The 24,356-nt window shown below is 71.8% G+C and carries 17 protein-coding genes; 9 read left to right on the forward strand and 8 right to left on the reverse strand.

Going from position 1 to position 24,356, the window contains the following annotated elements; genetic code table 11:
* Positions 1-269 precede the first annotated feature (269 nt).
* From glnII to ACFWJB_RS24285, 6 genes are all read left to right on the forward strand, one after another.
* Complete coding sequence (gene glnII / locus ACFWJB_RS24260; RefSeq protein WP_385471743.1) at positions 270-1,301, forward strand: glutamine synthetase; 1,032 nt, start codon at positions 270-272, stop codon at positions 1,299-1,301.
* A 327-nt stretch (positions 1,302-1,628) separates the two neighbouring features.
* On the forward strand, positions 1,629-2,237 hold the full coding sequence (locus ACFWJB_RS24265) for a winged helix-turn-helix domain-containing protein (RefSeq protein WP_385471746.1): 609 nt from the start codon (positions 1,629-1,631) through the stop codon (positions 2,235-2,237).
* Between the two features lie 60 nt (positions 2,238-2,297).
* Complete coding sequence (locus ACFWJB_RS24270; RefSeq protein ID WP_386924822.1) at positions 2,298-3,317, forward strand: SDR family oxidoreductase; 1,020 nt, start codon at positions 2,298-2,300, stop codon at positions 3,315-3,317.
* Positions 3,318-3,369: 52 nt separating this feature from the next.
* A complete protein-coding gene (locus tag ACFWJB_RS24275; protein WP_386924824.1) occupies positions 3,370-4,632 on the forward strand; it encodes a sensor histidine kinase in 1,263 nt (420 codons plus the stop codon).
* Positions 4,617-5,270 (forward strand): LuxR C-terminal-related transcriptional regulator, encoded by a 654-nt coding sequence (locus tag ACFWJB_RS24280; protein WP_385471751.1) that lies wholly within the window; start codon positions 4,617-4,619, stop codon positions 5,268-5,270. Before ACFWJB_RS24275 ends, ACFWJB_RS24280 begins: the two co-directional genes overlap by 16 nt.
* Positions 5,271-5,402: 132 nt before the next feature.
* The gene (locus tag ACFWJB_RS24285) at positions 5,403-6,923 is read left to right on the forward strand and encodes a DUF1996 domain-containing protein (protein ID WP_385471754.1); all 1,521 of its coding nucleotides are present in this window, start codon (positions 5,403-5,405) and stop codon (positions 6,921-6,923) included.
* Positions 6,924-6,995: 72 nt separating this feature from the next.
* Here ACFWJB_RS24285 and ACFWJB_RS24290 read toward each other — a convergent pair whose 3' ends face one another.
* Entirely contained in the window at positions 6,996-7,427 is a 432-nt protein-coding gene (locus tag ACFWJB_RS24290) for a hypothetical protein (RefSeq protein WP_385471757.1), read from the reverse strand.
* A 133-nt stretch (positions 7,428-7,560) separates the two neighbouring features.
* Between ACFWJB_RS24290 and ACFWJB_RS24295 the strand changes: the two genes are divergently transcribed.
* The 3 genes from ACFWJB_RS24295 to ACFWJB_RS24305 all read left to right on the forward strand — a co-directional run bounded on the left by ACFWJB_RS24295 (position 7,561) and on the right by ACFWJB_RS24305 (position 11,391).
* Positions 7,561-9,495, forward strand: coding sequence for a hypothetical protein (locus ACFWJB_RS24295; RefSeq protein ID WP_386924826.1), 1,935 nt, complete (start codon positions 7,561-7,563; stop codon positions 9,493-9,495).
* A gap of 87 nt (positions 9,496-9,582) precedes the next feature.
* Entirely contained in the window at positions 9,583-10,635 is a 1,053-nt protein-coding gene (locus ACFWJB_RS24300; protein ID WP_386924828.1) for a PDR/VanB family oxidoreductase, read from the forward strand.
* 66 nt (positions 10,636-10,701) lie between these two features.
* Complete coding sequence (locus tag ACFWJB_RS24305) at positions 10,702-11,391, forward strand: TetR/AcrR family transcriptional regulator (protein WP_386924830.1); 690 nt, start codon at positions 10,702-10,704, stop codon at positions 11,389-11,391.
* A 1-nt stretch (position 11,392) separates the two neighbouring features.
* Here the strand turns inward: ACFWJB_RS24305 and ACFWJB_RS24310 are convergent, their stop codons facing one another.
* The 7 genes from ACFWJB_RS24310 to ACFWJB_RS24340 form a co-directional block, all read right to left on the reverse strand.
* Positions 11,393-11,746, reverse strand: coding sequence for a 5-carboxymethyl-2-hydroxymuconate Delta-isomerase (locus ACFWJB_RS24310; RefSeq protein WP_386924832.1), 354 nt, complete (start codon positions 11,744-11,746; stop codon positions 11,393-11,395).
* A 51-nt stretch (positions 11,747-11,797) separates the two neighbouring features.
* The gene (pulA, locus tag ACFWJB_RS24315; protein WP_386924834.1) at positions 11,798-17,224 is read right to left on the reverse strand and encodes a pullulanase-type alpha-1,6-glucosidase; all 5,427 of its coding nucleotides are present in this window, start codon (positions 17,222-17,224) and stop codon (positions 11,798-11,800) included.
* Positions 17,225-17,368: 144 nt separating this feature from the next.
* On the reverse strand, positions 17,369-18,742 hold the full coding sequence (locus ACFWJB_RS24320) for an alpha-amylase family protein (protein WP_386924836.1): 1,374 nt from the start codon (positions 18,740-18,742) through the stop codon (positions 17,369-17,371).
* Positions 18,743-18,891: 149 nt separating this feature from the next.
* A complete protein-coding gene (locus ACFWJB_RS24325; protein ID WP_386924838.1) occupies positions 18,892-20,574 on the reverse strand; it encodes a glycoside hydrolase family 13 protein in 1,683 nt (560 codons plus the stop codon).
* A gap of 150 nt (positions 20,575-20,724) precedes the next feature.
* On the reverse strand, positions 20,725-21,636 hold the full coding sequence (locus tag ACFWJB_RS24330; protein ID WP_385460650.1) for a sugar ABC transporter permease: 912 nt from the start codon (positions 21,634-21,636) through the stop codon (positions 20,725-20,727).
* Between the two features lie 13 nt (positions 21,637-21,649).
* Entirely contained in the window at positions 21,650-22,654 is a 1,005-nt protein-coding gene (locus ACFWJB_RS24335; protein WP_385460648.1) for a carbohydrate ABC transporter permease, read from the reverse strand.
* 107 nt (positions 22,655-22,761) lie between these two features.
* On the reverse strand, positions 22,762-24,030 hold the full coding sequence (locus tag ACFWJB_RS24340; protein ID WP_385460645.1) for an extracellular solute-binding protein: 1,269 nt from the start codon (positions 24,028-24,030) through the stop codon (positions 22,762-22,764).
* Between the last annotated feature and the right edge of the window lie 326 nt (positions 24,031-24,356).

Here is a 24,356-nt window from a genome sequence, read left to right on the forward strand (position 1 = left end):
GGGGGGGGGTTTTCCGTTTGGGGGGGGGCCCCCCCCCCCCCCCCCCGGGGCGGGGGCCCCCCCCCGCCCCGGGCGGGGGGTAGCCGCCGAGCCGCCTCCCGGGCCCGTGAGTCGCGCCACACCACCCCCCGGTAACACGGGGTTCACAAACGGGCAACGGACGGGAAATCGCCCGTTGACACGCTGACGGCAGTAGAAGCGGCGCCCCAGTGCCGCAGCGCCGCAGCACCCGCAAGTGCGCCAAGACCCACCCCGAAGGATGTGGCCCCGTGACCTTCAAGGCTGAGTACATCTGGATCGACGGCACCGAGCCGACGGCCAAGCTCCGTTCCAAGACGAAGATCATCACGGACGCCCCGGCGGGTCTGGACGCCCTGCCCGTCTGGGGTTTCGACGGGTCCTCCACCAACCAGGCCGAGGGCCGCTCCTCGGACTGCGTGCTCAAGCCGGTCTTCTCCTGCCCCGACCCGATCCGCGGCGGCGACGACATCCTGGTGCTGTGCGAGGTCCTCGACACGGACATGACGCCGCACCCGTCCAACACCCGCGCCGAACTGGCCGCCCTGGCCGAGCGGTTCGCCGCGCAGGAGCCCATCTTCGGCATCGAGCAGGAGTACACCTTCTTCAAGGGGTCCCGTCCGCTCGGCTTCCCCGAGGGCGGCTTCCCGGCCGCGCAGGGCGGCTACTACTGCGGTGTCGGCTCGGACGAGATCTTCGGCCGTGACGTCGTCGAGGCGCACCTGGAGAACTGCCTGAAGGCCGGCCTCGGCATCTCCGGCATCAACGCCGAGGTCATGCCCGGCCAGTGGGAGTTCCAGGTCGGCCCGCTGGCGCCGCTCGAGGTCTCCGACCAGCTGTGGGTGGCCCGCTGGCTGCTCTACCGCACCGCCGAGGACTTCGGCGTCTCCGCCACCCTCGACCCCAAGCCGGTCAAGGGCGACTGGAACGGCGCGGGCGCGCACACCAACTTCTCGACCAAGGCGATGCGCGAAGGCTACGACGCGATCATCACCGCCTGCGAGTCGCTCGGCGAGGGCTCCAAGCCGATGGACCACGTCAAGAACTACGGCGCCGGCATCGACGACCGTCTCACCGGCCTGCACGAGACCGCCCCGTGGAACGAGTACTCCTACGGCGTCTCCGACCGCGGCGCCTCGGTCCGCATCCCGTGGCAGGTCGAGAAGGACGGCAAGGGCTACATCGAGGACCGCCGTCCCAACGCCAACGTCGACCCGTACGTGGTGACCCGTCTGCTGGTGGACACCTGCTGCTCCGCGCTGGAGAAGGCCGGTCAGGTCTGATCCGCGCCGCACCAGTCGGCAACCGAGGGGCGTCCACCGGTCGGGGTGGGCGCCCCCGCGCGTTGTCCGAGCGGTGAGAGGGGGCTCCTGCCGGGCGCCGGTGTCTGCTTCAATGGGGACATGGCCAGCTTCCGGAAGTACGACGCGACAGGTCGCCGTGACCTCGAGCCGTTCTGGCCTTCCCGTCAGCACCACGACTTCGACCGGGTGTGTTGTCGCGCGACGAACGCGCCGGCCCTCTAAAGCCCGGATCCCTTCCCGGCCTCCGGCCGGCGCGAACCGCGTACGTCCTCGACGAACCCCTTCGCGCGAAAGAGCTGACGACTCATGGCGACCACCCGTTCCCTGTCCTCCGTGTCCTCCGTCTCCCCCACCCCCCACGGCCACCCACGGCTGCGGGCCGTCGACCGGGACGAGGTGGTGACCGTCGCGGACCTGCTGCCGCCGGGCGCCACCTGGCTGCCCGCTCCCCCGCACACGCTGCCCACCCTGCCGGGCCGGCCGCCCATGGTCGGCTACCTGGTGCTCGTCCCCGCCGACCAGCAGCCGCCCTTCCCGCCGGTGGCCGTGCCCGGCACCGCACGGCGGGACGGCAGGGGCACCGGGGACACCGCAGCCACCAGGGACGCCGAGGTCCTCGGCGACCCGCTCGTCCGGATCGACGCCGCGCGCCGGACCGCGGCCGTCGAGGGGCGGCAACTCGACCTGACCTACCTGGAGTTCGAGCTGCTCGCCCACCTCGTCGCGCACCCGCACCGGGTGCACACCCGCGACCAGCTCGTCACCACCGTGTGGGGCTACGGCCACGTCGGCGACGGCCGCACCGTGGACGTGCACGTGGCCCGGCTGCGCCGCAAGCTGGGCGCCGAGCACCGGCGGACGATCCAGACCGTGCGGCGCGTCGGCTACAAGTACACGCCGCCCACCGGACGCTGAGGCTCTGCTGTCGGCAGAGGCCCGTTCCCCCGCTCCCTCGCACCGGGCAGAGTGGCCCGCATGAGGCTACTGGTGCTGGGCGGTACGGAGTTCGTGGGGCGGGCCGTCGTGGAGGCGGCGCTCGGGCGTGGCTGGGAGGTGACCGTCTTCCACCGGGGACGGCACGCGGCCCCGCCCGGGGTGCGGTCGCTGCACGGCGACCGCACCGCACCCGACGGGCTCGCCGCCCTCGCCGAGGGCACCTGGGACGCCGTCGTCGACACCTGGTCGGCGGCGCCCCGCGCGGTGCGGGACGCGGCCCGGCTGCTCGCCGGCCGCGCCGGGCGGTACGTGTACGTGTCCAGCTGCTCCGTGTACGCCTGGGCCCCGCCCGCCGGGTACGCCGAGGACGCCCCGCTGGTCGAGGGCGCCGCGGCGGACGCCGGGCAGCGCGACTACGCCCTGGACAAGCGGGGCGCCGAACTGGCCGTCCTGGACGCCTTCGGCGTGGACCGCTCGGTGCTCGTGCGCAGCGGGTTGATCCTCGGCCCGTACGAGAACATCGGGCGGCTGCCGTGGTGGCTGGACCGCGTCGCGCGCGGCGGACCGGTGCTCGCTCCCGGGCCCCGGGACCTGCCCCTGCAGTACGTCGACGTCCGCGACCTCGCCGCCTGGGCCCTCGGCGCGGTGGAACGGGAACTGGGCGGGCCGTACAACCTGGCCTCCGCGCCGGGGCACACCACCACCGGCGACCTGCTCGACGCCTGCGTCCGGGTCACCGGCGGCGCGGCCGAACTGCGCTGGACGGCTCCGGACACCGTCCTCGGCGCCGGCGTGCGGCCGTGGACGCAGCTGCCGGTGTGGGTGCCGCCGGGCAGCGACCTGCACGACGCCCTGCACACGGCCGACGTCTCCCGCGCGCTGGCGACGGGACTGCGCTGCCGGCCGGTCGCCGAGACCGTCTCCGACACCTGGGCCTGGCTGCGGGACATCGGCGGCACGGCCCCGCTCCGCCCGGACCGGCCGCCGGTGGGGCTGGACCCGGAGACGGAGGCGAAGGTGCTCGCGGTGGCCGGGGGTGTACCTGGCACCACCCCCTGACCGGGGGGCCCGGCCCCGTGACCCGCTCCGCCGCCTCCGCGAGACTGATGCCATGGGCTTCGAGACGACGAGCGACGACGGCGGCATGCGGATACGGAACGTGGGCCTGGCGGCCGTACGGGGACTCGGCCTGGCACTGATCTGCCTTCCCGGCGCGGTGCTGTGCTTCTGCCTGACCCTGGTGTCCGTCGCGCTCGTCCCGATCGGCGTCGGCATCGTCACCACCCCGTGGGTGCTGCGGGGAGTGCGGGGGTTCGCGGACCGGCGGCGGCTGCTGGCCGCCGAGTGGGGCGGGGTGCGGATCCCGCGGACGTACCGGACGCTGCCGGCGGACGCCAACCCGTGGGCCCGCACCTTCGGCATGCTCCGCGACCCGGCGACCTGGCGGGACTTCCGCTGGCTGCCGGCCGACATGACGGCGGGGTTCGTCCTCGCGCTGCTCGCCTTCGCGCTGCCCCTGTACCCGCTGGAGGGGCTCGTGATCGCGGCCGGGCTGTGGCGGGTGCTGCCGGACGGGTACTGGTACGGCTTCGTGCACGTCACCGACCAGACCTCCGCGTACTACGCCGCGGCGCTGGGCATCGCCCTCCTGTTCCCCGCCCTCTGGCTCGCCCCGCGCATGCTGCACGCCCACTTCCGGCTCACCGCCGGCCTCCTCGGCGGTGAGGGCGAACTGGCCGAGCGGGTGCGCGTGCTGACCGAGACGCGGCGCGACGCCGTCGACACCTCCGCCGCCGAACTGCGCCGCATCGAACGGGACCTGCACGACGGGGCGCAGGCCCGGCTGGTCGCCATGGGCATGGACCTGGGCACCATCGAGGCCCTGATCGAGAAGGACCCGTCGAAGGCCCGCGAGCTGCTGGCGCAGGCCCGGCAGTCCTCGGCCGAGGCGCTGACCGAACTGCGCGAGCTGGTGCGCGGCATCCACCCGCCGGTCCTCGCCGAACGCGGACTCGGCGACGCCGTACGGGCGCTGGCGCTGCGGCTGCCCGTCCCGGTCGAGACCGACGTGGACCTGCCCGGCCGCGCGGAGGCGCCCGTGGAGTCGGCCGCGTACTTCGCGGTCAGCGAGCTGCTCACCAATGCGGTGAAGCACTCCGGCGCCGACCGGATCTGGGTCGACGTCCACCACGCCGAGGGGCAGTTGCGCGTGTCCGTCACCGACAACGGCAAGGGCGGTGCGGTGGCCGGACCGGGGTCCGGGCTGGCCGGGGTGGAGCGGCGGCTGGGTACATTCGACGGCGTCCTGGCCGTCAGCTCCCCGGCGGGCGGTCCCACCATGGTCACCATGGAGATCCCTTGCGCGTTGTCCTAGCCGAAGACCTGTTCCTGCTGCGCGACGGACTGGTCCGGCTCCTCGAGGCCCACGACTTCGAGATCGCCGCGGCCGTGGAGTCCGGTCCCGAGCTGTCCCGGGCGCTGGCCGAACTGGATCCGGACGTCGCCGTGGTCGACGTCCGGCTGCCGCCCACGCACACCGACGAGGGCCTGCAGTGCGCGCTCGCCGCCCGCCGGGAGCGGCCGGGGCTGCCGGTGCTGGTGCTGTCGCAGCACGTGGAGCAGCTCTACGCGCGCGAGCTGCTCGCCGACGGCAGCGGCGGGGTGGGGTACCTGCTCAAGGACCGGGTCTTCGACGCGGAGCAGTTCGTGGACGCCGTACGGCGGGTGGCGGGGGGCGGCACGGCGATGGATCCGCAGGTCATCCAGCAGCTGCTCAGCCGGCGCGCGGCGGAGGACCGGCCGCTGGAGCGGCTGACGCCCCGGGAGCGGGAGGTGCTGGAACTGATGGCGCAGGGGCGGACCAACGCGGCGATCGCGGGCCGGCTCGTCGTCACGGAGCGCGCGATCGCGAAGCACACGGCGAACATCTTCGCCAAGCTGAGCCTCGAGGTCTCGGACGACGACAACCGCCGTGTCCTGGCGGTTCTGGCGTATCTCGACCACGGCCGCTGAGTCACACCGGTCCCTCGCGTCCCCGTAATCGCCGGGACGGGTGAACACCTCCGGAGCGGCTTCCGTATGGAAGGGAGCCGCTTCACTCCTGTCGGGCGCCTCGATGCCCCGCAAGGAAGTCAGAGGAGTTCCATGGGACGCAACACAAGAAAACGCCGAATGCCGCTGGCCACGAAGGCCGTTGCCGGGGCGGCGGCCCTGGCGCTCGGTGGGGGCGGGCTGGTCTGGGCGAACTTCTACGCCTCGGCCCACGAGGAGCACTCACCGCACAACCGCACCAGGTCGGCCGCGGCGCAGGTCGCGACCATCAGCTGTCCCGACGTCGGCCAGCGGATCAAGGAGGTGCCGGACCGCGCCCGCGGGGAGGTGGACGGCGAACTGGCCACGCTGGACAGTCAGATCACCGACGCCTACCAGCGGCTCGCCACCACGCGACGCGCGCAGGCCGGGGACTCCCGGTTCGTGGAGAACGCCATTCTGGGTCCGCTCAAGGACCGGCGGAAGGCGATCATCGACCGGATCCAGCTGGAGATCAACCGGGCCGGCGGCCGGGCGGACGACAACCTGGACGACCTGGCAGCGTGCCAGGGCCGCCCCGTGGACCAGCCGCAGGACGACGGCGGCCAGGGCGACGGCGGCGGCGACCAGGGCGGAGGTGACCAAGGCGGAGGCCAGGGCGGCGACCAGGGCGGGGACGGCCAGAACCCGGACGACAACGGCAACGGTGTCGCGGGCCCGGTGGCCGACGACTTCGTCGACATCAACGACGTCCGGCCCGGCTCGCGCGACAGCCGCAACGGCCTCGCCGCCGACGGCGACGGAGGCTCCACCGGCACCTTCACCACCGACTGCGGCGTCAACGAGAACAACCTCTTCAACAGCGACAACCTGATCGCCGCCCCCGGCGTCGACAACGGCGCGCACCACACCCACGACTACGTCGGCAACCAGGACAACGACGCCTTCTCGAGCGACGACGACCTGGCGAACGCCGACACCTCGTGCCGGAACCAGGGCGACAGGTCCACCTACTACTGGCCGGTGCTGCGGCTCCAGGACGGCACGCAGGAGTTCGACGCGGGCGACCAGGGCGGCGGCGCCGAGGGCAACATCGGCACGATCCTCAAGCCGGCCCAGGCGGAACTGAAGTTCGTCGGCAACCGGCAGGGCGACGTGGTCGCGATGCCCAAGTTCCTGCGCATCATCACCGGCGACGCCAAGTCCTTCGTCAACGGCGACGCCAACGCCAACAGTTCGTGGAGCTGCACCGGCTTCGAGGACCGGCAGGTGACGGACAAGTACCCGCTGTGCCCCGACGGCAGCCAGGTGGTGCGGACGGCCAACTTCCAGAGCTGCTGGGACGGCCAGAACACCGACAGCGCCAACCACCGCACCCACACGGCGTTCGTCGACGAGAACGGCGACTGCCCGGACGGCTTCCAGGCCATCCCCCAGCTCCAGGTCCGCCTGGTGTACGACGTCCCCACCCCGGTCGTCGAGAACGGCCAGGTGCGCAACCCGTACGCCGTGGACAGCTTCCCGGAGCAGCTGCACAAGCCGATCACCGACCACAACGACTTCATCAACGTCATGGACGAGGACCTGATGAACAAGGTGGTCGACTGCATCAACAACGGCCAGGACTGCACGTAGCCCAGGCGGCCGGGGACCGGGAGGGCCGGTGGCGGGAGTCCGCCACCGGCCCTTTCCCGTGTCCGCGGGCGGTCAGCCGCCGTGACCGCCGTGACCGGCCGGGTGCGCGCCGCCCCCGTGCCGCGCCCCCTGCTCCAGGGAGCCGCCGAGCCGGCCGCGCAGGCCGGCCACGACGTCCTCGTGGCCGACGGCGACCCACTTGCGGCCGACGAGGTAGTAACCGCCGTAGTCCTTGGCCGTGTCGATCCACTCGCGCTGTCCGCGGTCGGTGGCGAAGGTGGCGAGGACGTACTTCTCGTCGCCCTTCACGCAGATGGCCTGGCGGATGGTGTCCGCGTCGGTCTGCAGGTCCGGCTCGCACTCGGCCTCGGCGGCCAGGTGCTCCAGGCTCCCGGTCGCCGTCTCCGGTACGGCCGCCCCGCCGTCCCCTCCGGACGCGCAGCCCGCCAGCGCCAGTACCGTCACCGCTCCGGCCAGCGCGAGCCTCGGTCGGGTCAGCCCCATGTGTTCCTCCGGTCCTTCCGGCGACATGCCGCACGGAGCCCCGGCGCGGGGCTCTGCCCATCGGTACGGCCACGGAGGGCGGAGCGCTCAACGCCCCGGGTGACCACGGGCCGACTGGCTCGTTCTGCTGGACGTGCAGTCACAGGATGTCGCCCCACGTTCCGCACCGTCCGCCGGCGGCCCGGTCGTCGACGTCGAGCAGGCCGAGGCCGCGCTCGTCGAGCACTACCCGGGCCTGGTCCGGCTCGCCTACCTGGTGCTGCCGCCGGGCCTCGGCCGCAGCCGCCGGGTGCTGACGGCGCACGCGCTGACGCAGCGCGCACTGCCCAGGAACCGCACCACGACCCCCGTCATCCCGGCCCAGTCGGCCGGCCGCGAGGGCGACCCGGGGTACGCCCTGGTGCGTCTGCGGGTCGTGCGCACGGCGCTGGAGGCGGGGCTGCCACTCCGGCGCCGGGCGTGGCCCAGGCGGTCCCAGTTCCCGCCGCTGCTGCCCCAGGTGTGGGGGCTCAAGCTCTTCCCGCGCTCGGGCGGCGCCGACGAGCTCGCCCTGGACCAGCGGCTGTCCGCCCTGTCCGGTCCGGCCCGGGCGGCGTACGTGCTGCGCGGTCTCGACAGGCTCCCCGACGGCGACGTACGGCGGCTGCTCACCGCGGCCGGGGTCGCCGACGCCGACGCCGCGCTGCGCGAGGCCGACGGGGTGGCGGACCAGTACGCGCTGCTGGCCTCCCCCGAGTTCGACCCCTGCCGGCTCCAGGTGCGGCCCACCGATCTGATGCGGCGCCGCCGGCACACGAAGGCGGCACTGGCGGCCGCCGCCGCGCTGGCGGTGGGCGGGGCGCTGCTCAGCCTGCCCGGGGACGGCTGGGGCCCGGACGGCGCCGCCGCCCCGGCGTACGCGCGCAACCCGGCGGCCGAGGCGGCTCTCGACCCCGCCAGGCTGACGAAGGCCGCGCCCGCCGCCTGGAAGACGTCCGCGCGCACCGACTTCTCGGTGTGGCCGGCGCGCGGTGCCCTCACCGGCGACACGAAGCTGCTGCGCCGGGCCCTCGCCGTCTGGGCCCGCCCCGGCGGCGACGTGCGGATCTCGGCGACGGCGGGCACCGCGAGCGGCGGGCCGGCCGGACCACCGCAGCTGCTGTACGCCGGGACCGTCGACACCGCCCACGTGGTGATCCTCTACGACGGTCTGCGCGTCGTCCGGTACGCCGAGCCGAAGGACGGCACGGCGGGCGCCGCCCTCGACTTCGCGCGGGCCGACGGGGCCGGCCGGAAGGAGGCGACCGCGGTGGTGCTGGGCCGGTCCGACGGCGACGTGCGCTACCTGACGGCGCCCTGGGTGACGAAGGCGGCCGAACGGGACCTGACGAGACCGGGTTCCGGCGCGATGGACCTGACGCTGACCGACGGGGTGACCTCGCCGCTGGCCACTCCGGTCCAGCGGTCCGGCGCCTGCACGTCGTGGAACGTGCTCCAGCTGACCGACGGTTCGCACACCCGGCTGGCGAGCGACCTCGGCGAGCTGGTGCCGGCCCGCCTCACCACCGGGCGGCCCGGCAAGGCCGGGGAGGCCTCCGGTGCCGGGGCGCTGCGCCTGTGGGCGCCGTACGCCTGTTCGCTGGGCGCCGTGCGCGGGCAGGGGGTGCGGTCGGTGAACGCCTGGGAGTTCGCGAGCCAGCCGCTGCCCGGCGCGGACGGAACGGACGGGGGAGGCGCGAGCGAGTGGGTGTGCACGCGGGCCGAGACCTGGCGGGGCGACGGGGCCCGGGTGATGGCGCAGTTCCGGACGCCGGGCGGGGCGCGGGGCGCGGTGGCCGCGAAGGCCGAGGACGTACCGGCGTGCGGCAAGCGCGATCCGCACGTGCTCGCCGGGGTGCTGTGGAAGTCGGAGGTCGGGCACTGGTACCTGCTGGCCGCCGGCAGCCGGGACACCGAGTCGATCGAGGCGACGGGCGGCGTCGAGGGCTCCGCCGACGGCCACCTGCTCACGGCGGCGGCCGAGAAGGGGGCGCAGGCCCAGCTGAAGGGCGTCCTGAAGGACGGCCGGACGATCGGCGGACTGCGCTAGCCGCGGGAAACACGCTTGCTGACACTGGCGTCAACAAGTGGGCGCCGACGGGTTCCGAGCGGGCCTACTCGTCAGTACATTGACGCCATGTCCAACAAGCATGTCTCCACGCTGAAGATCCTCATGGTGGTGGCCGGCGGCGCGCTGGTCGTCCGGCGGGCGGTGCGGGACCGGGCCCCGGTCCGGCCGCCGGCGCCCTCGCCCTCCGCGGTGACCGGTGTCCGCGGCCTGAAGCTGCTGGTCACCGCGCACGAGCGGCTGGCCGACGGGGTGGTCGGCATCCGACTGGAGGGGCACGACCTGCCGCGCTGGGAGCCGGGCGCCCATGTGGACCTGGTCCTGCCGTCGGGGCTGGTCCGCCAGTACTCCCTGTGCGGCGACCCCGAGGACACCTCGTCGTACACCGTAGCGACCCGGCTGGTCGAGGACGGACGGGGCGGCTCGCGCGAGGTGCACGAGCAGGTGCAGGAGGGTGTGGAGCTGGAGGTGCGCGGACCGCGCAACCGCTTCCCGCTGGTCGAGGCGCCCGCGTACGTCTTCGTCGCCGGCGGCATCGGCATCACCCCGGTGCTGCCCATGCTGCGGGCCCTGCCGGAGGACGCCGAGTGGCGGCTGCTGTACGGCGGGCGGACCCGGGCCTCGATGCCGTTCCTGGAGGACGTCGAGAAGCTCGGCGCGGACCGGGCGCGGGTCACCGTGGTGGCCGAGGACGAGGACGGGCTGCCGGACCTGGACGCCTTCCTCGCGGACCTGCCCGAGGGGGCGGCCGTCTACTGCTGCGGCCCCGAGACCCTGATGGCGGCCGTGGAGGAACGGCTCCCGGAGGGCACCGCCCCGCACCTGGAGCGGTTCGCGCCGCGTACGGCGGCGGGCGGCGACGGGGAGTTCGAGGTCGAGCTGCACCGCAGCGGACGCACCCTGACCGTGGGCGCCGGCTCTTCCGTGCTGGCCGCCGTGCGCGCCGAGCTGCCGAACACGCCGTACTCCTGCGAGCAGGGCTGGTGCGGGACCTGCCAACAGCGGGTGCTGGAGGGCGAGATCGACCACCGGGACGAGCTGCTGACCGATTCGGAACGCGGCGACTCGATGCTCATCTGCGTCTCGCGCGCCAGGAGTGCGCGGCTCGTACTGGATCTGTGAGACCGGTGAACACCGATGCCCGGTCCGGCCCGTTCGAAGGCCGGATTCGATCGGTAAGGTGTTCGTATGACTACCGGGGTGCGCCGCAGAATGGGCGTCGAGGAGCGGCGGCAGCAGTTGATCGGCGTCGCGCTCGAACTGTTCAGCCGCCGCTCGCCCGAGGAGGTCTCCATCGACGAGATAGCCTCGGCCGCCGGCATCTCGCGCCCGCTGGTCTACCACTACTTCCCCGGCAAACTCAGTCTGTACGAGGCCGCGTTGCAGCGTGCCTCCAGCGATCTGGCGGCCCGGTTCGTGGAGCCCATGGAGGGTCCGCTGGGCGCGCGGCTGCTGCGGGTGATGGGGCGCTACTTCGACTTCGTCGACGAGCACGGCCCCGGTTTCTCGGCCCTGATGCGCGGCGGCCCGGCCGTCGGCTCGTCCACGACCAACGCGCTCGTCGACTCCGTTCGGCAGGCCGCGTACGTCCAGATCCTCGCGCACCTGGACGTCACCGATCCGCCCGCCCGCCTGGAACTGGTCGTGCGCTCCTGGATCTCGCTCGCCGAGTCGACGGCCCTGATCTGGCTGGACGGCCGGCGCATCCCGCGTGCCGAGCTGGAGTCCCAGCTCGTGCACGACTTCGCCGCGCTGCTGGCGGTGAGCGCCGCCCACGACGAGGAGATGGGCGCGCTGCTCCGCCGCGTCGCCGCGGACGAGCCGGCCGACGGCCCGTTCAGGGAGCCGGCCGGCCGGCTGATCGAACCGGTGTCCTAGGTCAGATCTCGGCCTTGCGGTAGGACGGGTCGAGGTCGCGGACCTCGGCCGACAGGTGCAGGGTGAGCCCGGCCCGGGGCTCGACGTGCTTGCGCAGCAGCTCCACCACGGCCTCGCCGAGCCGCGCCTTCGTCTCGTCGGCCCGCCCGGCGAGCAGGGCGATCGAGACGTTCACGACGGCGTGCCCCTCCCCTTCGGCGCCGACGGCCTCGTCCTCGGTGATCAGGACCCTCGTCTTGCACGCCTCCAGCCGCGCGGCCGCCGTCTCGACGACCACCGGGTGCAGGGCCAGGGCGAACGCCGTCCAGTCGACGTCGTCGAGGGAGGGGGAACGCTCGACAGTGATCTGCGGCATGGGTGCTCCTGTTCTACGGCGGACAGGAGCACCCTAACCCGCAGCGTCCCGCTAGCCGGCGCGGGTGAAGACCGCCACCGTGCGGGCCGGGACCGTGAAGGTGCCGGTTTGCGCCGAGTAGGCCGCGTGCTTCACGACGGGGTCCGCTCCGGACGCCTGCACCGGGTGCAGGCGGTAGCCGGTCCCGGCCTGCGTGCCCACCCGCTGCCGCTGCTCCTGCGGGGTCGCGTTGAAGACCACGACCAGGTCACCGAGGCGCATGGTGATCACGCCGGGTGTCTCGTCCTTCCCGGAGAGCGGGAAGGAGAGCCGGGACTGCACCTGGCCGGCCGTGGCGAGGGAGAAGTCCTTCTCGCCCGTGCGGATCCTCAGCAGGTCCTGGTACGCGGCCGAGGTGCCCCGGATCTGCGGGCAGCCGGCCGTCACCGAGGTGAGCAGGGGTGCCGCGTAGGACCACTTGTCCTTGTTGTCGGCGGCCGGCGGCAGCCCCCGGCCGAAGCCGTTGCCGTCGGCGCAGTTCCAGTGGATGGCGTTGAACCAGTCGCCGCTGTCGAAGGAGTTGCGGTCCAGCGACTTGGAGCGCAGCAGGTCGGTGCCCGCCTGGGAGAGCGCCGGGCCCTGCGAGAGGGAGGCGGTCGCCATGGCGACGACCTGCATGCGGGCCCGGTCGTCGGCGGAGGTGTCCGCCGGCAGCTTGAAGGCGAGGGCGTCGAACAGGGACTCGTTGTCGTGGGCGTCGGCGTAGGCGAGGGCGTCGCCCGGGGCGTCGGCGTATCCGGCGGGGGCGCCGTTGTAGTCGACCTCGGAGCCCTTGACCTCCTTGCCGTCGGTGTCGGTGAAGCGGTAGGCGGCGAGGTTGCCGGAGAGGCCGACCTTGATCAGGTCCTGGTAGTGCAGGAGGCGGGCCTTCTGCTCGGCCTCGGTGCCGTTCTCCTTCGAGGAGTTGGGGTCGGTGTACAGGCCGGAGGCGAAGCCCTGGACGCCGGGGTCGGCGTCGAAGGGGCTGCCGCCGCGCACGGCGTCGCGGGCCCGGTCGGAGAAGGTCGCGATGCCGGTGCCGGCCATGTTCTTCTGGGTGGCCTGGACGAAGCGGGCGTCGTCGGCGACCTCGCCGAAGTTCCAGCCCTCCCCGTACAGGATGATCTTCTTGCCGTCGACGCCGTCCTTCTCGGGGGTCAGCGCGTCGAGGGCCTTGCGGACGGCGAGGATGTTGGCCTTCGGGTGGTGGCCCATGAGGTCGAAGCGGAAGCCGTCGACCTTGTACTCCCTGGCCCAGGTGACGACCGAGTCGACGACCAGCTTGCCCATCATGGCGTTCTCGGTGGCCGTGTTCGCGCAGCAGGTGCTGTTCGCGACCGATCCGTCGGCCAGCAGCCGCTGGTAGTAGCCGGGCACGATCCGGTCCAGGACGCTGGTGGCCGCCTGGCCGCTCGCGGCCGTGTGGTTGTAGACGACGTCCATGACGACGCGCAGGCCGTCGTCGTTGAGCGCCTTGACCATCCTGCGGAACTCGACGGTGCGGGCGGTGCCGTCCGGGTCGGTGGCGTAGGAGCCCTCGGGGACCGTGTAGTGGTACGGGTCGTAGCCCCAGTTGTAGGCGTCCTTGGCGGCGGTCCTGGTCACGCACTCCTGCTGCCGGTCGGAGTCGGCCGGGTAGGAGGCGAGGTCGCAGCCGGGCGTCTCCTGGCGCGACCTGTCCTCGGGGACGGTGGCGATGTCGAAGGCGGGCAGCAGGTGCACGTAGGACGTGCCGGCCTTCGCCAGGTCGCGCAGGTGCTTCGAGCCGTCGCTGTCCTTGTCGGTGAAGGCGAGGTAGGTGCCCCTCAGGTCCGGGTCGGCCGTGCGGTCCGCGACGGAGAAGTCACGGACGTGCAGCTCCTGGATCTGGGCGTCCCTCAGCGGCACCGCCTCGGGCTTGGTGTAGTCCGTCCAGCCGCCCGGGGCGAGCTTCCGGTCGCCGAGGTCGACGACGAGGCTGCGCTCGGAGCCGGTGGTCAGGGCGACGGAGTAGGGGTCGGTGACCTTGTTGGTGACGACCTCGCCCGCGGTGGGCGCCCACACCTGGACGACGTACCGGTAGGGCTTGCCCTTCCAGGACGCCGGGCCGGTGACGGACCAGACGCCGGTGGCGTCGTCGCGGCGCATGCCCACCGTGCGGTCGCCGATCTCCAGCTTCACGCTCTGCGCCGTCGGCGCCCACACGGACAGCGTGGGGCGGCCGTGGCGGAAGACCGGGCCGAGGCTCGCCCGGGTGGCGCCGGCGTAGAGGTCGTCGAGGGCGCCGGCGGTCTGGACGCCGGTCGCGGCGAGCACCGCGCCGGTGGCGGCGCGCTGGGAGGCCACGACCTGGCCGCGCAGGGCCTCGCGGACCCGGTCCCGGTCGCGCGGGTCGACGGACCAGGCGGTGTACGCCTTCAGGTGCGGGTACTTCGCCTTCTGGGCGTCGGTGAGGGTCGTCCTCGTCAGGCGCAGCCACTGGGCGTCGGCCGCGGTGAGGGTGCCGTTCTCCGCCTTGACCGAGCCGCTGCGGGAGGCGAGCAGCTGGGTGGAGGCGGCGCCCTCGGCGCCGTTCCAGGCGACGGTGTCCCGGTCGATCCAGACGGCCTTGGCGGTGGTGAGGTCGACGGCCGCGGCCGAGCCCGCGGGCTGCGGCAGCAGGTACTTCTCCTGGCCGCTCAGCAGCCACACCTCGTGCCCGTTCGCCTTGAGGTCGAGGGCCTGGTCGGTGGGCAGGTCCTTCTCGTCGCCCTTGTGGAGGATGTAGTTGAGGCTGGTGGCGCCCTCGGTGAGGGGCACCTCGAAGACCGCGCCGAAGGAGTCGGTCCTCACGGGTGCCAGCGGCTTCGACCAGTCCGTGGGGTTCGCGGCGCCCGTCCACACGTGCAGGCCCCAGCCGTCGTAGGCGCCGTCGGGGCGCTGGTAGTGCAGGACGGCCTTGGTGGTGTCCTGGGCCGGGTACTGGGGCCGCTCGGTGACGACCTGTTCCTTGCCCTGCTCGATCCACACCTCGCCCGTGCTGCCGACGTCGATGGTGCGGTCGGCGGCGACGTCCTTGTTGCCGTCCTTGTCGATGACGAGGAAGCCGACGTTCGACGCGCCGGGCTTGAGCCTGACGTGGGCGAAGGCGCCGTAGGCGTCCCGGCCGGTGAAGGGGTGGGTGGCGGGCCAGGTGGTCGCCTCGCCGTCGGCGAGGTCGCCCCAGGCGTACAGGCCCCAGTCGCCGTAGTTCCCGTCCTGCCGCTTGTAGTGGACGATCGCGTAGTCGCGGGAGGCTGCGGTGGGCGGCTGCTCGACGGGCGGGGTGCCGGTGACCGAGGCCGCCGTGGCGCTCGCGGTGCGGCCCGCCGAGTCGACGACGACCGCCTTGTAGCGCAGGGCGGTGCCGGCCGGGGTGTCCTCGCCGATGGTCTGGGTGACCTTGTAGGGGGCGTGATCGGCGGAGCCGAGGGTGCGCCAGGCGCCGTTGCCGGTCTGGGCGGCGAAGACGACGCGGTTGAGCTGCCCGCCGGTGACACCGGCCGTCAGTTCGACGGTGCCGGTGGCGCCGGGTTCCGGGGCCTTCAGGGTGATCGCCGGCGCGGTGGCGGGGGCGGCGGGCCGGCCCGCGGCCTTCAGGACGATCGCCGAGCCGGCCGGCACGGTGACGGTGATCCGCTGGTCGGCGCCGGACCGCACGGTGGCGTCGGTGCCGTAGAGGCCGCGGAAGGCGGTGCCGGCCGAGCCGGTGGCGAAGGTGGCCGTCCTGGCGGTGTCGGCGTTGTTGAGGGCGACGACGTACTCGGTGCCGGTTCCGGCGTCCGTCCGGGAGAAGGCGTAGACGCCGGCGCCGTCGGCGGCGTACCGCTCGGTCTGGACGCCGTCCGCGAGGGCCGGGTTGGCCTTGCGGAGCTTCGCGAGGGTGCTGATCTGCCGGTACAGCGGTGCGCTCGTGTCGTAGGCCGCCTCGGCGTGGGTGCGGTCGGTGCCGAGCTGGTCGTCGTCCAGGTAGTCGGCGGTGCGGGAGGCGAACATCGGCTGGCGGGCGTCCTTGTCGCCGCCGGCGCCGGTGAAGCCCTGCTCGTCGCCGTAGTAGATCACCGGGTTGCCGCGGCTGAGGAACATCAGCTCGTTGGCCAGCTTGTCCTTCCGCAGCAGTTCGGCGTCGCCGGCCTCCGGGTCGTCCTGCTTCAGGAAGGTGCCGAAGCGGCCCATGTCGTGGTTGCCGAGGAAGGTGACCTGCTCGTAGGCGTTGGCCTTGTCGGTCGTGTACTTCCAGTCGTCACCGAAGACGGCGGCGAGCTTCGCGGCGCTGCCGCCCTGGGAGACGTAGGCGCGGGCGGCGTCCTGGAAGGGGAAGTCCAGCGTGGAGTCCAGGCGGCCCTGGGTGACGTAGGGGGCGGTGACGGAGGTGTCGGCGGAGTAGACCTCGCCGAACATGAAGAAGTCCTCGCGGCCCCGCTTCGCCGCGTAGGCGTCCAGCGCGGTGGCCCACTGCGTCCAGAAGTCCATGTCGACGTGCTTCACGGTGTCGATCCGGAAACCGTCGATGGCGAAGTCCTTCACCCACCGCTGGTAGATCTTCTCCATGCCGTCGACGACCTCGGGCCGTTCGGTCCACAGGTCGTCGAGGCCGTTGAAGTCGCCGTAGGTGGCCGATTCGCCGGCCCAGGTCGAGTCGCCCCGGTTGTGGTACATCGCCGGGTCGTTGAGCCAGGACGGGACCTTCAGGTCCTTCTTCGCGGCCGGCACCGTCGGCGTCCGCGGGAAGGAGCCGGAGTCCACGCGGGGGAAGCGCCGGGTGCCGTCCGCGTAGTCGGCGTCGTCGAAGGGCTGCCCGTCCCGGGTCAGGTACGGGAAGGCGCCCTTGGAGAGGTAGTCGTAGGACTTCTCCTCGTAGTCGACGACGTCGGCGGTGTGGTTGGTGATGACGTCGAAGAAGACCTTCATGCCCTTGGCGTGCGCCTTGGAGATGAGGTCCTTGAGGTCCTGGTTGGTGCCGAAGTGCGGGTCGACCTGGGTGAAGTCGGTGATCCAGTAGCCGTGGTAGCCGGCGGAGGCGTTCGCCCCGGTCCCCTGCACGGGCTGGTTCTTGAAGATGGGCGCCATCCAGATGGAGGTGGTGCCCAGGCCCTTGATGTAGTCGAGCCTCCCGGTCAGCCCCTTGAGGTCGCCGCCCTGGTAGAAGCCCTTGTCGGTGGGGTCGTAGCCGGTGGTGAGCCGGGTGCCGGTCAGGCCGCCCTTGTCGTTGCGGGTGTCGCCGTTGGCGAAGCGGTCCGGCAGGACGAAGTAGAACTGCTCGCGGGTCAGGTCGTGGCGGGCGGCGGTCTTCGCCAGCTTCGCGTCCGACGGGGGCGCGGGCGGGGCTCCGGCCCGTGCGGCGAGGGGTGTCAGGAGTGTCGCCGCGAGCGCGGCGACGGTGACGGCCGCGATCCGTGGGGCCGCGGCCCCTCCGGGTGCGGCGGTGCGGCGCTTCACAGGCGCCGGCCATCTCGGTATCACCGGTGTGAACTCCTTGCGATTACGGCTCGATCGGGTCCGACCCCGGCGTGACCGTAGCGCCGACGCAAGTCTTGCGGCAAGGGCCGTGAAAGTAACGGAAAGGAATTTCACGGCCCTTGCGCACGACACGTGCTCAGCGGCCGGTCAGCAGCCGCTTCTGCCCGCGTACAGGGCGAGCGCGGTGTTGGCTCCCAGCGTCGCCGTGAACTGGCCGGAGCCGTTCACGGTCACGGTCCTGTTGCCCTGGACGTCGCAGTACGTCCCGCCCGGCAGGGAGGTCTGGTAGGTGCGGGTCAGCGCGCCCGACTCGTGGTTGACGGCGACGTAGCCCTTGTTCCCGCGGCCGAAGGCGATGGCGTCGTTGCCGTTGTCCCACCAGTTCGTGACCGCCTGGCCGCGCACGGCGTTGCGGAAGGCGACCATCGACCTGATCTCCGGCCAGGCGTGCTGGCACTTCCAGCCGTCCTGCCAGCAGGCGTTCACCCGGCCGCCGTTGGGGGGTCCGGCGTCGGGGTCGGACCACTCGTAGCCGGAGTTGACGTCCGGGGCGCCGTAGGGCCAGGCCAGCATGAAGACGTTGGCGAGGGTGTAGGTGGCGTTGTCCTTGTAGCTGAGCGTGGAGCCGTTGCGCTCGGTGTCGTGGTTGTCGACGAAGACACCGGAGACGCCGCTGCTCATGTAGCCCCAGCCCTCGCCGTAGTTCTTGAGGTAGGCGAGGTTCTCGTTGTTGAAGACGCGCTTGAGGTCGTAGGCGTACCGGAACTCCTGCACGTCCCCGTTGCCCGTGTACTCGGTGGGCTGGACGGCCTCGCCGGCGCCGTAGATGACCTCCTGCTTCCAGTACACGCCCGGGTTGGTCAGGCGGGACTTGATGTTGGCGAGGTCGGCGGCCGGGATGTGCTTGGCGGCGTCGACGCGGAAGCCGTCCACGCCGAGGGAGAGCAGGTCGTTCATGTACCCGGCGATGGTCCTGCGGACGTACTCCTCGCCGGTGTCGAGGTCGGCCAAGCCGACCAGTTCGCAGTTCTGGACGTTCCCGCGGTCGCCGTAGTTGGTGATCTGCGCGGTGCAGTCGTCGAAGTCGTACGAGGAGTACAGGCCGGGGTAGTTGTACTTGGTGTACGACGAGCCGCCGGTGCCCGTGCCGCTGCCGGCGGACATGTGGTTGACGACCGTGTCGGCGACGACCTTGACGCCGGCCGCGTGACACGTGTCGACCATGTTCTTGAACGCGGCGCGGTCACCGAGCCGCCCCGCGATCCTGTAGCTGACCGGCTGGTACGAGGTCCACCACTGCCCGCCCTGTATGTGCTCGGCGGGCGGTGAGACCTGTACGTAGCCGTACCCGGCGGGGCCGAGGGTGGTGGTGCACTCCTTGGCCACGGAGGCGAAGTTCCACTCGAAGAGGACGGCGGTGACGTCCTTCGCGCCGGGTGGGGAGGCCTGCGCGTTCGTTGGGGCCATGACAAGGGCGGCCGTCGCCAGGGCGACGGCCCCCGTGAGGAATCTGCGTGCCATGTGGGGGTTCCTTCTTCTTTGAAGGCTCTTGCTGAAAGCTTCCGTAAGATTTCGGTGACGCAGATGTTAAAGGCCCGCCGCCCAAAAGGGCAGCGGGCCGTACGCAATTGAACGAAGATTCTTGTCGAACCCCCGTCGGGCGGCGGCCGTCAGGCCGTCGTCCACCACACCGTCGTGTCCGCGGGCACCGTCGCCTCGCCCGCGGCCTCGGTCACCTCGCCGCTGGCCAGCAGCACGCGGCCGTACGCCGGCACGGTCACCGCCGCACCGGTGGTGTTGGCCACGCACACGAACTCACCGCGCCGGAAGGCGAGGACGCCCTCGGGTGCCCGCAGCCACTCCACGGCGTCGCCCGCGCCCAGGTCGGCCCGCTCACGGCGGACGGCCAGCGCGGCCCGGTACAGCTCCAGGGTCGAGCCCGGGTCGCCCGTCTGGGCCTCGACGCTCAGCTCGCCCCAGGCGGCGGGCTGCGGCAGCCAGCTCCCGCCGTCGCCGAAGCCGTACGACGACCCCGCGCGCGTCCACGGGATCGGCACCCGGCAGCCGTCGCGGAAGCCGTCCTGGCCCGCGCCGCGGAAGTACGCCGGGTCCTGGCGCACCTCGTCGGGCAGGTCGACGACGTCCGGCAGGCCGAGCTCCTCGCCCTGGTAGACGTAGGCCGAGCCGGGCAGCGCCAGCATCAGCAGGGTGGCGGCGCGGGCCCGGCGGAGCCCCAGTTCGCGGTCGCCGGCCAGGCGGATCTGGGTGCCGAGGCCCGCCGGGTTGGCGAAGCGGGTGGCGTGCCGTGTGACGTCGTGGTTGGACAGCACCCAGGTGGCCGGGGCGCCGACCGGGCGCATGGCGTCCAGCGTCCGGTCGATGACCGTGCGCAGCTCCTCGGCGTCCCAGTGGGTGCCCAGGTACTGGAAGTTGAACGCCTGGTGCAGCTCGTCCGGGCGGACGTAGTTGGCGGTGCGCTCGACCGTGGGGGTCCAGGCCTCCGCGACGAAGATGCGCTCCCCCGAGTACTCATCGAGGATGAGCCGCCACTGGCGGTAGATGTCGTGGACGCCGTCCTGGTCGAAGAACGGCATGACATCGTTGCCCAGCAGCTTCAGCTGCTCGTGGGATCCCAGGTCGGGCAGGCCCTCGGCCTTCACCATGCCGTGCGCGACGTCGATGCGGAAGCCGTCCACGCCCATGTCCAGCCAGAAGCGCAGGATGGAGCGGAACTCGTCGCCGACGGCCGGGTGCTCCCAGTTGAAGTCGGGCTGCTCGGGGGCGAACAGGTGCAGGTACCACTCCCCCGGCGTGCCGTCGGGCTCGGTGACCCGGGTCCAGGCGGGGCCGCCGAAGATGGACTCCCAGTCGTTGGGCGGCAGCTCGCCGTTCTCCCCCTTGCCGGGGCGGAAGTGGTAGCGGTCCCGCGACGGGGAGCCGGGGCCCTCGGCGAGGGCGCGCTTGAACCACTCGTGCTGGTCGGAGGAGTGGTTCGGGACCAGGTCGACGATGATGCGCAGGCCCAGCCCGTGCGCGTCGCGGATCAGCGCGTCCGCGTCCAGGAGGGTGCCGAACATGGGGTCGACGGCCCGGTAGTCGGCGACGTCGTAACCGGCGTCGGCCTGCGGCGAGGCGTAGAAGGGGCTGAGCCACACGGCGTCCACGCCCAGGTCGCGCAGGTACGGCAGGCGGGTGCGGACACCCTCCAGGTCGCCCATGCCGTCGCCGTTGCTGTCGGCGAAGCTGCGCGGGTACACCTGGTAGATGACCGCGTCGCGCCACCAGTCGCGGCGCCTCGTGACGGTTGCGGTGGCTGAGGTGGGGGCCGGTGCGGCGGAGTGCTGCTGGCTCATGGCGTCCTTGTACGTAACGGGGCGATTCGGGTCATGGAGTCGTGGCGGGGTCCGGCGACGGGGGACGAGGCGGCCGCGGTGACAGCGGGGTCGGATGGTCACCGCGGCCGCCACCCGCGCGGTGAGGCGCGGGAGTCGGTGGGGCGGTCGTCAGCCCTTCGTGCCGCCGGCCGTGAGGCCGGTCACCAGGTTCTTCTGCACCAGGTAGAAGAACGCGGAGACGGGTATCGCGACGAGGACGGCGGTGGCCGCCATCAGGTTGCGCTGCGCGTCGTGCTCGCTGACGAAGCTCTGCAGTCCGACGGCGAAGGTGTACTTCGTGTCGCTCAGCATGAACGTCGAGGCGAAGGCGACCTCGCCGAAGGCCGTGATGAAGCTGTAGAAGCCGGCGACGGCCAGACCGGGCTTGGCGAGCGGGAGGATCAGCCGGAAGAAGGTGCCGAAGGGGTTCAGTCCGTCGACCCGGCCGGCCTCGTCGATCTCGAACGGGATGGTGTCGAAGTATCCCTTGAGCAGCCAGGCGCAGTAGGGCACCGCGGTGGAGCAGTAGACGAGGACCAGACCGAAGTAGTTGTCGATGAGCTGGAGCTCGGACAGGATCTGGTACATCGGCACGATCAGCACCGCGATGGGGAACATCTGCGTGACCAGCAGGATCCACATCAGCTTGCGGTAGCCCGGGAAGCGCATCCGCGAGACCGCGTAGCCGGTGGTGGCGGCGACCATGACGCCGATGACCGTGGTGCCCAGCGAGACGATCAGCGAGCTCTTCAGCCAGTCGAAGAAGTTCGTGTGCTGGAGCACGAACGCGTAGTTGTCGAAGGTCATCTTCGACCAGATGCCGCCGGGGTGCAGGTAGTCGTCCTTGTCCGGACCGAGGGACAGGTAGACCAGCCAGGCGATCGGGAAGAGGGCGACGAGGCTCGCGACGGTCAGGATGCCGTGGGAGACGAGGGACGCGGTGCGGCTGCGCTCGCTGCGGCCGCGCACCCGTCGCTTCGGCGCGGCGGGGGCGGGGGCCTGGTCGGCCGGCGCCCCGGCCGGCACGGTGGTGGTGGTCATGGTGGCTCCTGCCTCAGTTCGCGAGCTGCTGCTCATTGCGGTTCAGCCAGCGGCGGTAGAAGGAGGTGAAGACGATCAGGATGGCCAGCAGCAGGATGCCGTAGGCGGCGGACTGCGCGAAGTCGCGCGGCTGCTGTCCGAAGCCGAGCTGGTACGCCCAGGTGACGAGGATCTGCGCGTCCGGCGCGGTGTTGCCGAAGAGCAGGAAGATCACGGCGAACTGGTTGAAGGTCCAGATGATGCCGAGCAGGACGACGGTGGAGCTGACGGACCTGAGCCCCGGCAGGGTGACGAAGCGGAACCGCTGCCAGGCGTTGGCGCCGTCCATCTCGGCCGCCTCGTACAGGCTGGCGTCGATGGACTGGAGGCCACCGAGGAGCGAGACCATCATGAACGGCACACCGCACCAGGTGTTGACCATGATCGCGGCGAACCGCTGCCAGAAGACGTCCTCGAGCCACAGCGGGGTCGGCAGGTGCAGCGCGTCGAGCGCCGAGTTGATGACGCCGCTGTCGGCGAGCATGAAGCGCCAGCCGAAGACCGTGACGAAGGTCGGCACCGCCCACGGCAGGACCAGGACCAGCCGGTAGAAGGTGCGTCCGCGCAGCTTCTGGTTGAGCAGCAGCGCGAGGCCGAGACCGATGAAGTAGTGCAGGCCGACACAGAGCGCCGTCCACACGATCGTCCAGATGAAGTGCGACCAGAACCGGTCGTACGCCGTCGGTCCCCACAGGATGTCGGCGTAGTTGTCCAGACCGATGAACTTGTAGGTGGCATCGATGTGGTTGACGCCGATGGTCCGCGCGGAGTTGAGGCTGTTCGCGTCGGTCAGCGTGAGGTAGAGGCCGTACACCAGCGGGTACAGCACGAGGACGCCGAGCACGACGGCCACCGGCGCGATCATCGCGTAGGCGTACCAGTGCTTCTGGTATCCGTCTCTCAGACGCCGGCCGAGGCCGGGCCGCGGGGTGCGGTCACCGCGGCGCTTGCCGGTCGCGCGGTCGATGGCGACTGTCATGGTTCGACACCTTCGGGAGCAGCAGGAAGATCAAGGGGTACGACGCGTGGGCCGGTGGCCGCCGGATCCCCTCCCCCCTGGGCGGGGGACCCGGCGGCCACGCGGGATCACTTGCCGAAGTCCGGCACCAGCTTGGTCATCGCGGTCTCGACGTCGCCCAGTCCCTCGCCGAGGGACTTCTTGCCGCCGGCGATCTGGGGCAGCTCGTCGTCCAGCGGACCCCACAGGGAGCTGTACTCGGGCAGGGCCGGGCGCGGCTGGGCGGCGGGCAGGACCGTCTGGTAGCCGGCGATGCCCGGGTCGGCCTTGACCTTGTCGGTGTAGGCGTCGTCGCGGGTCGGCAGCGTGGAGTTCTTCAGGGCGACGGTCTCCTGGGACTTCGCCGAGGTCATGAAGTTGACCAGCTTCAGCGCCGCCTCCTGGTGCGCCTTGTCCGAACCGGCGTAGACCGACAGGTTGTGGCCGCCGGTCGGGGCGCCCGCCTTGCCGGCGGAGCCGGCCGGGACGGTGACGATGCCGAGGTTGTTCTTGTCCTTGAACGCCGAGCCCTTGTAGAAGTTGGTGATCTCCCACGGGCCCTGGATCGTCGAGGCGACCTTGCCGTTGACGAACGCGTCCTGGATGTGCGCGTAGGCGTCGGCGGTGGTGTCGGCCTTGTGCAGGCCCTTGCCGTTGAACAGGCTCAGCCAGGTGCCGTAGGCCTTCTGGGCCTCGGGCGACTTGACGGTGATCTTCTTGGCGTCGGCGTCGACCATGTCGGTGCCCTCGCCGTACAGGAACGGCTGGGCGTAGTAGCCGGCCGTGGAGCCCCAGAAGCCGTCGACGCCGGTCTTGTCCTTGATGGTGGCGGCGGCCTTCTTCAGGTCGTCCCAGGTCTTGGGGGCCTGGACGCCGGCCTTCTCGAACAGCGCCTTGTTGTAGACGAAGGCGAGCGTGTCGGTGACCAGCGGCACGCCGTAGGTCTTGCCCTCGTACTTGGCCTGCTCGATCAGGTTGGGCTGGAACTTGGCCTGGTCGGCGAGGGCCTCGGTGCCGTCCAGCGGCAGGAAGAAGCCCTTCTTGGCGAAGGCGGGGGTCCAGCCGACCTCGGAGCGCAGCACGTCCGGGGCGCCCTTGGAGCCTGCGGCGGTGTCGAACTTGTTCTGCGCCTGGTCGAACGGCACGTTGACGAAGTTGACCTTGATGCCCTTGTTGGCGGCCTCGAACTCCTTGACCAGGGCCTTGTAGGTCGGCGCCTCGTTGGTCGCGTTGGAGGTGTCCCAATAAGTGATGGTGACCGGTCCGCCGGACTCGCTGTCGCTGTCGTCCCCGCCGCACGCCGTCGCCGCGAGGGCGAGGGACGCCACCAGAGCGGTGGCCGCTATGCCACGCCGCATGAGTTCTCCTTGAGGGTGAAAGCCCGTGTGGTGCAGGGTCGCGGGCCCGTCCGCCGCTCCTGCCGTCACCGACCGCGTCATTGCCGCCGTCGGGCGACGTGAACGTAACAGCGATGTAAGCGGCGCGAAAGGTCTTGCAGCAAAAAAGTGCAAGACATCTCCGAAGTTATCCGCGCGTGACCTCCTGGCGACCGTCGCGAGACGCTTGTTTACAGGGCGCGAGCGGTATCCGGCCGGTTGTGCAAGACTCTGCAAGCTCTTGCCACCACTTCTTCGAGGGAGCGCGATGACGCAGCAGCCCGCGCCGGGCCGTCCAACAGGCCGCC

This window comes from Streptomyces sp. NPDC127100, from assembly GCF_042724095.1.
GTDB lineage: Bacteria > Actinomycetota > Actinomycetes > Streptomycetales > Streptomycetaceae > Streptomyces.

What these genes read in the sequence shown, in the direction of transcription:
- ACFWJB_RS24265 (WP_385471746.1), top strand. Translation starts at nt 1,629, where the DNA reads ATGGCGACCACCCGTTCCCTGTCCTCCGTGTCCTCCGTCTCCCCCACC.
- ACFWJB_RS24270 (WP_386924822.1), top strand. Translation starts at nt 2,298, where the DNA reads ATGAGGCTACTGGTGCTGGGCGGTACGGAGTTCGTGGGGCGGGCCGTC.
- ACFWJB_RS24275 (WP_386924824.1), top strand. Translation starts at nt 3,370, where the DNA reads ATGGGCTTCGAGACGACGAGCGACGACGGCGGCATGCGGATACGGAAC.
- ACFWJB_RS24285 (WP_385471754.1), top strand. Translation starts at nt 5,403, where the DNA reads ATGGGACGCAACACAAGAAAACGCCGAATGCCGCTGGCCACGAAGGCC.
- ACFWJB_RS24290 (WP_385471757.1), bottom strand. Translation starts at nt 7,427, where the DNA reads ATGGGGCTGACCCGACCGAGGCTCGCGCTGGCCGGAGCGGTGACGGTA.
- ACFWJB_RS24300 (WP_386924828.1), top strand. Translation starts at nt 9,583, where the DNA reads ATGTCCAACAAGCATGTCTCCACGCTGAAGATCCTCATGGTGGTGGCC.
- ACFWJB_RS24305 (WP_386924830.1), top strand. Translation starts at nt 10,702, where the DNA reads ATGACTACCGGGGTGCGCCGCAGAATGGGCGTCGAGGAGCGGCGGCAG.
- ACFWJB_RS24310 (WP_386924832.1), bottom strand. Translation starts at nt 11,746, where the DNA reads ATGCCGCAGATCACTGTCGAGCGTTCCCCCTCCCTCGACGACGTCGAC.
- ACFWJB_RS24320 (WP_386924836.1), bottom strand. Translation starts at nt 18,742, where the DNA reads ATGGCACGCAGATTCCTCACGGGGGCCGTCGCCCTGGCGACGGCCGCC.
- ACFWJB_RS24325 (WP_386924838.1), bottom strand. Translation starts at nt 20,574, where the DNA reads ATGAGCCAGCAGCACTCCGCCGCACCGGCCCCCACCTCAGCCACCGCA.
- ACFWJB_RS24330 (WP_385460650.1), bottom strand. Translation starts at nt 21,636, where the DNA reads ATGACCACCACCACCGTGCCGGCCGGGGCGCCGGCCGACCAGGCCCCC.
- ACFWJB_RS24335 (WP_385460648.1), bottom strand. Translation starts at nt 22,654, where the DNA reads ATGACAGTCGCCATCGACCGCGCGACCGGCAAGCGCCGCGGTGACCGC.
- ACFWJB_RS24340 (WP_385460645.1), bottom strand. Translation starts at nt 24,030, where the DNA reads ATGCGGCGTGGCATAGCGGCCACCGCTCTGGTGGCGTCCCTCGCCCTC.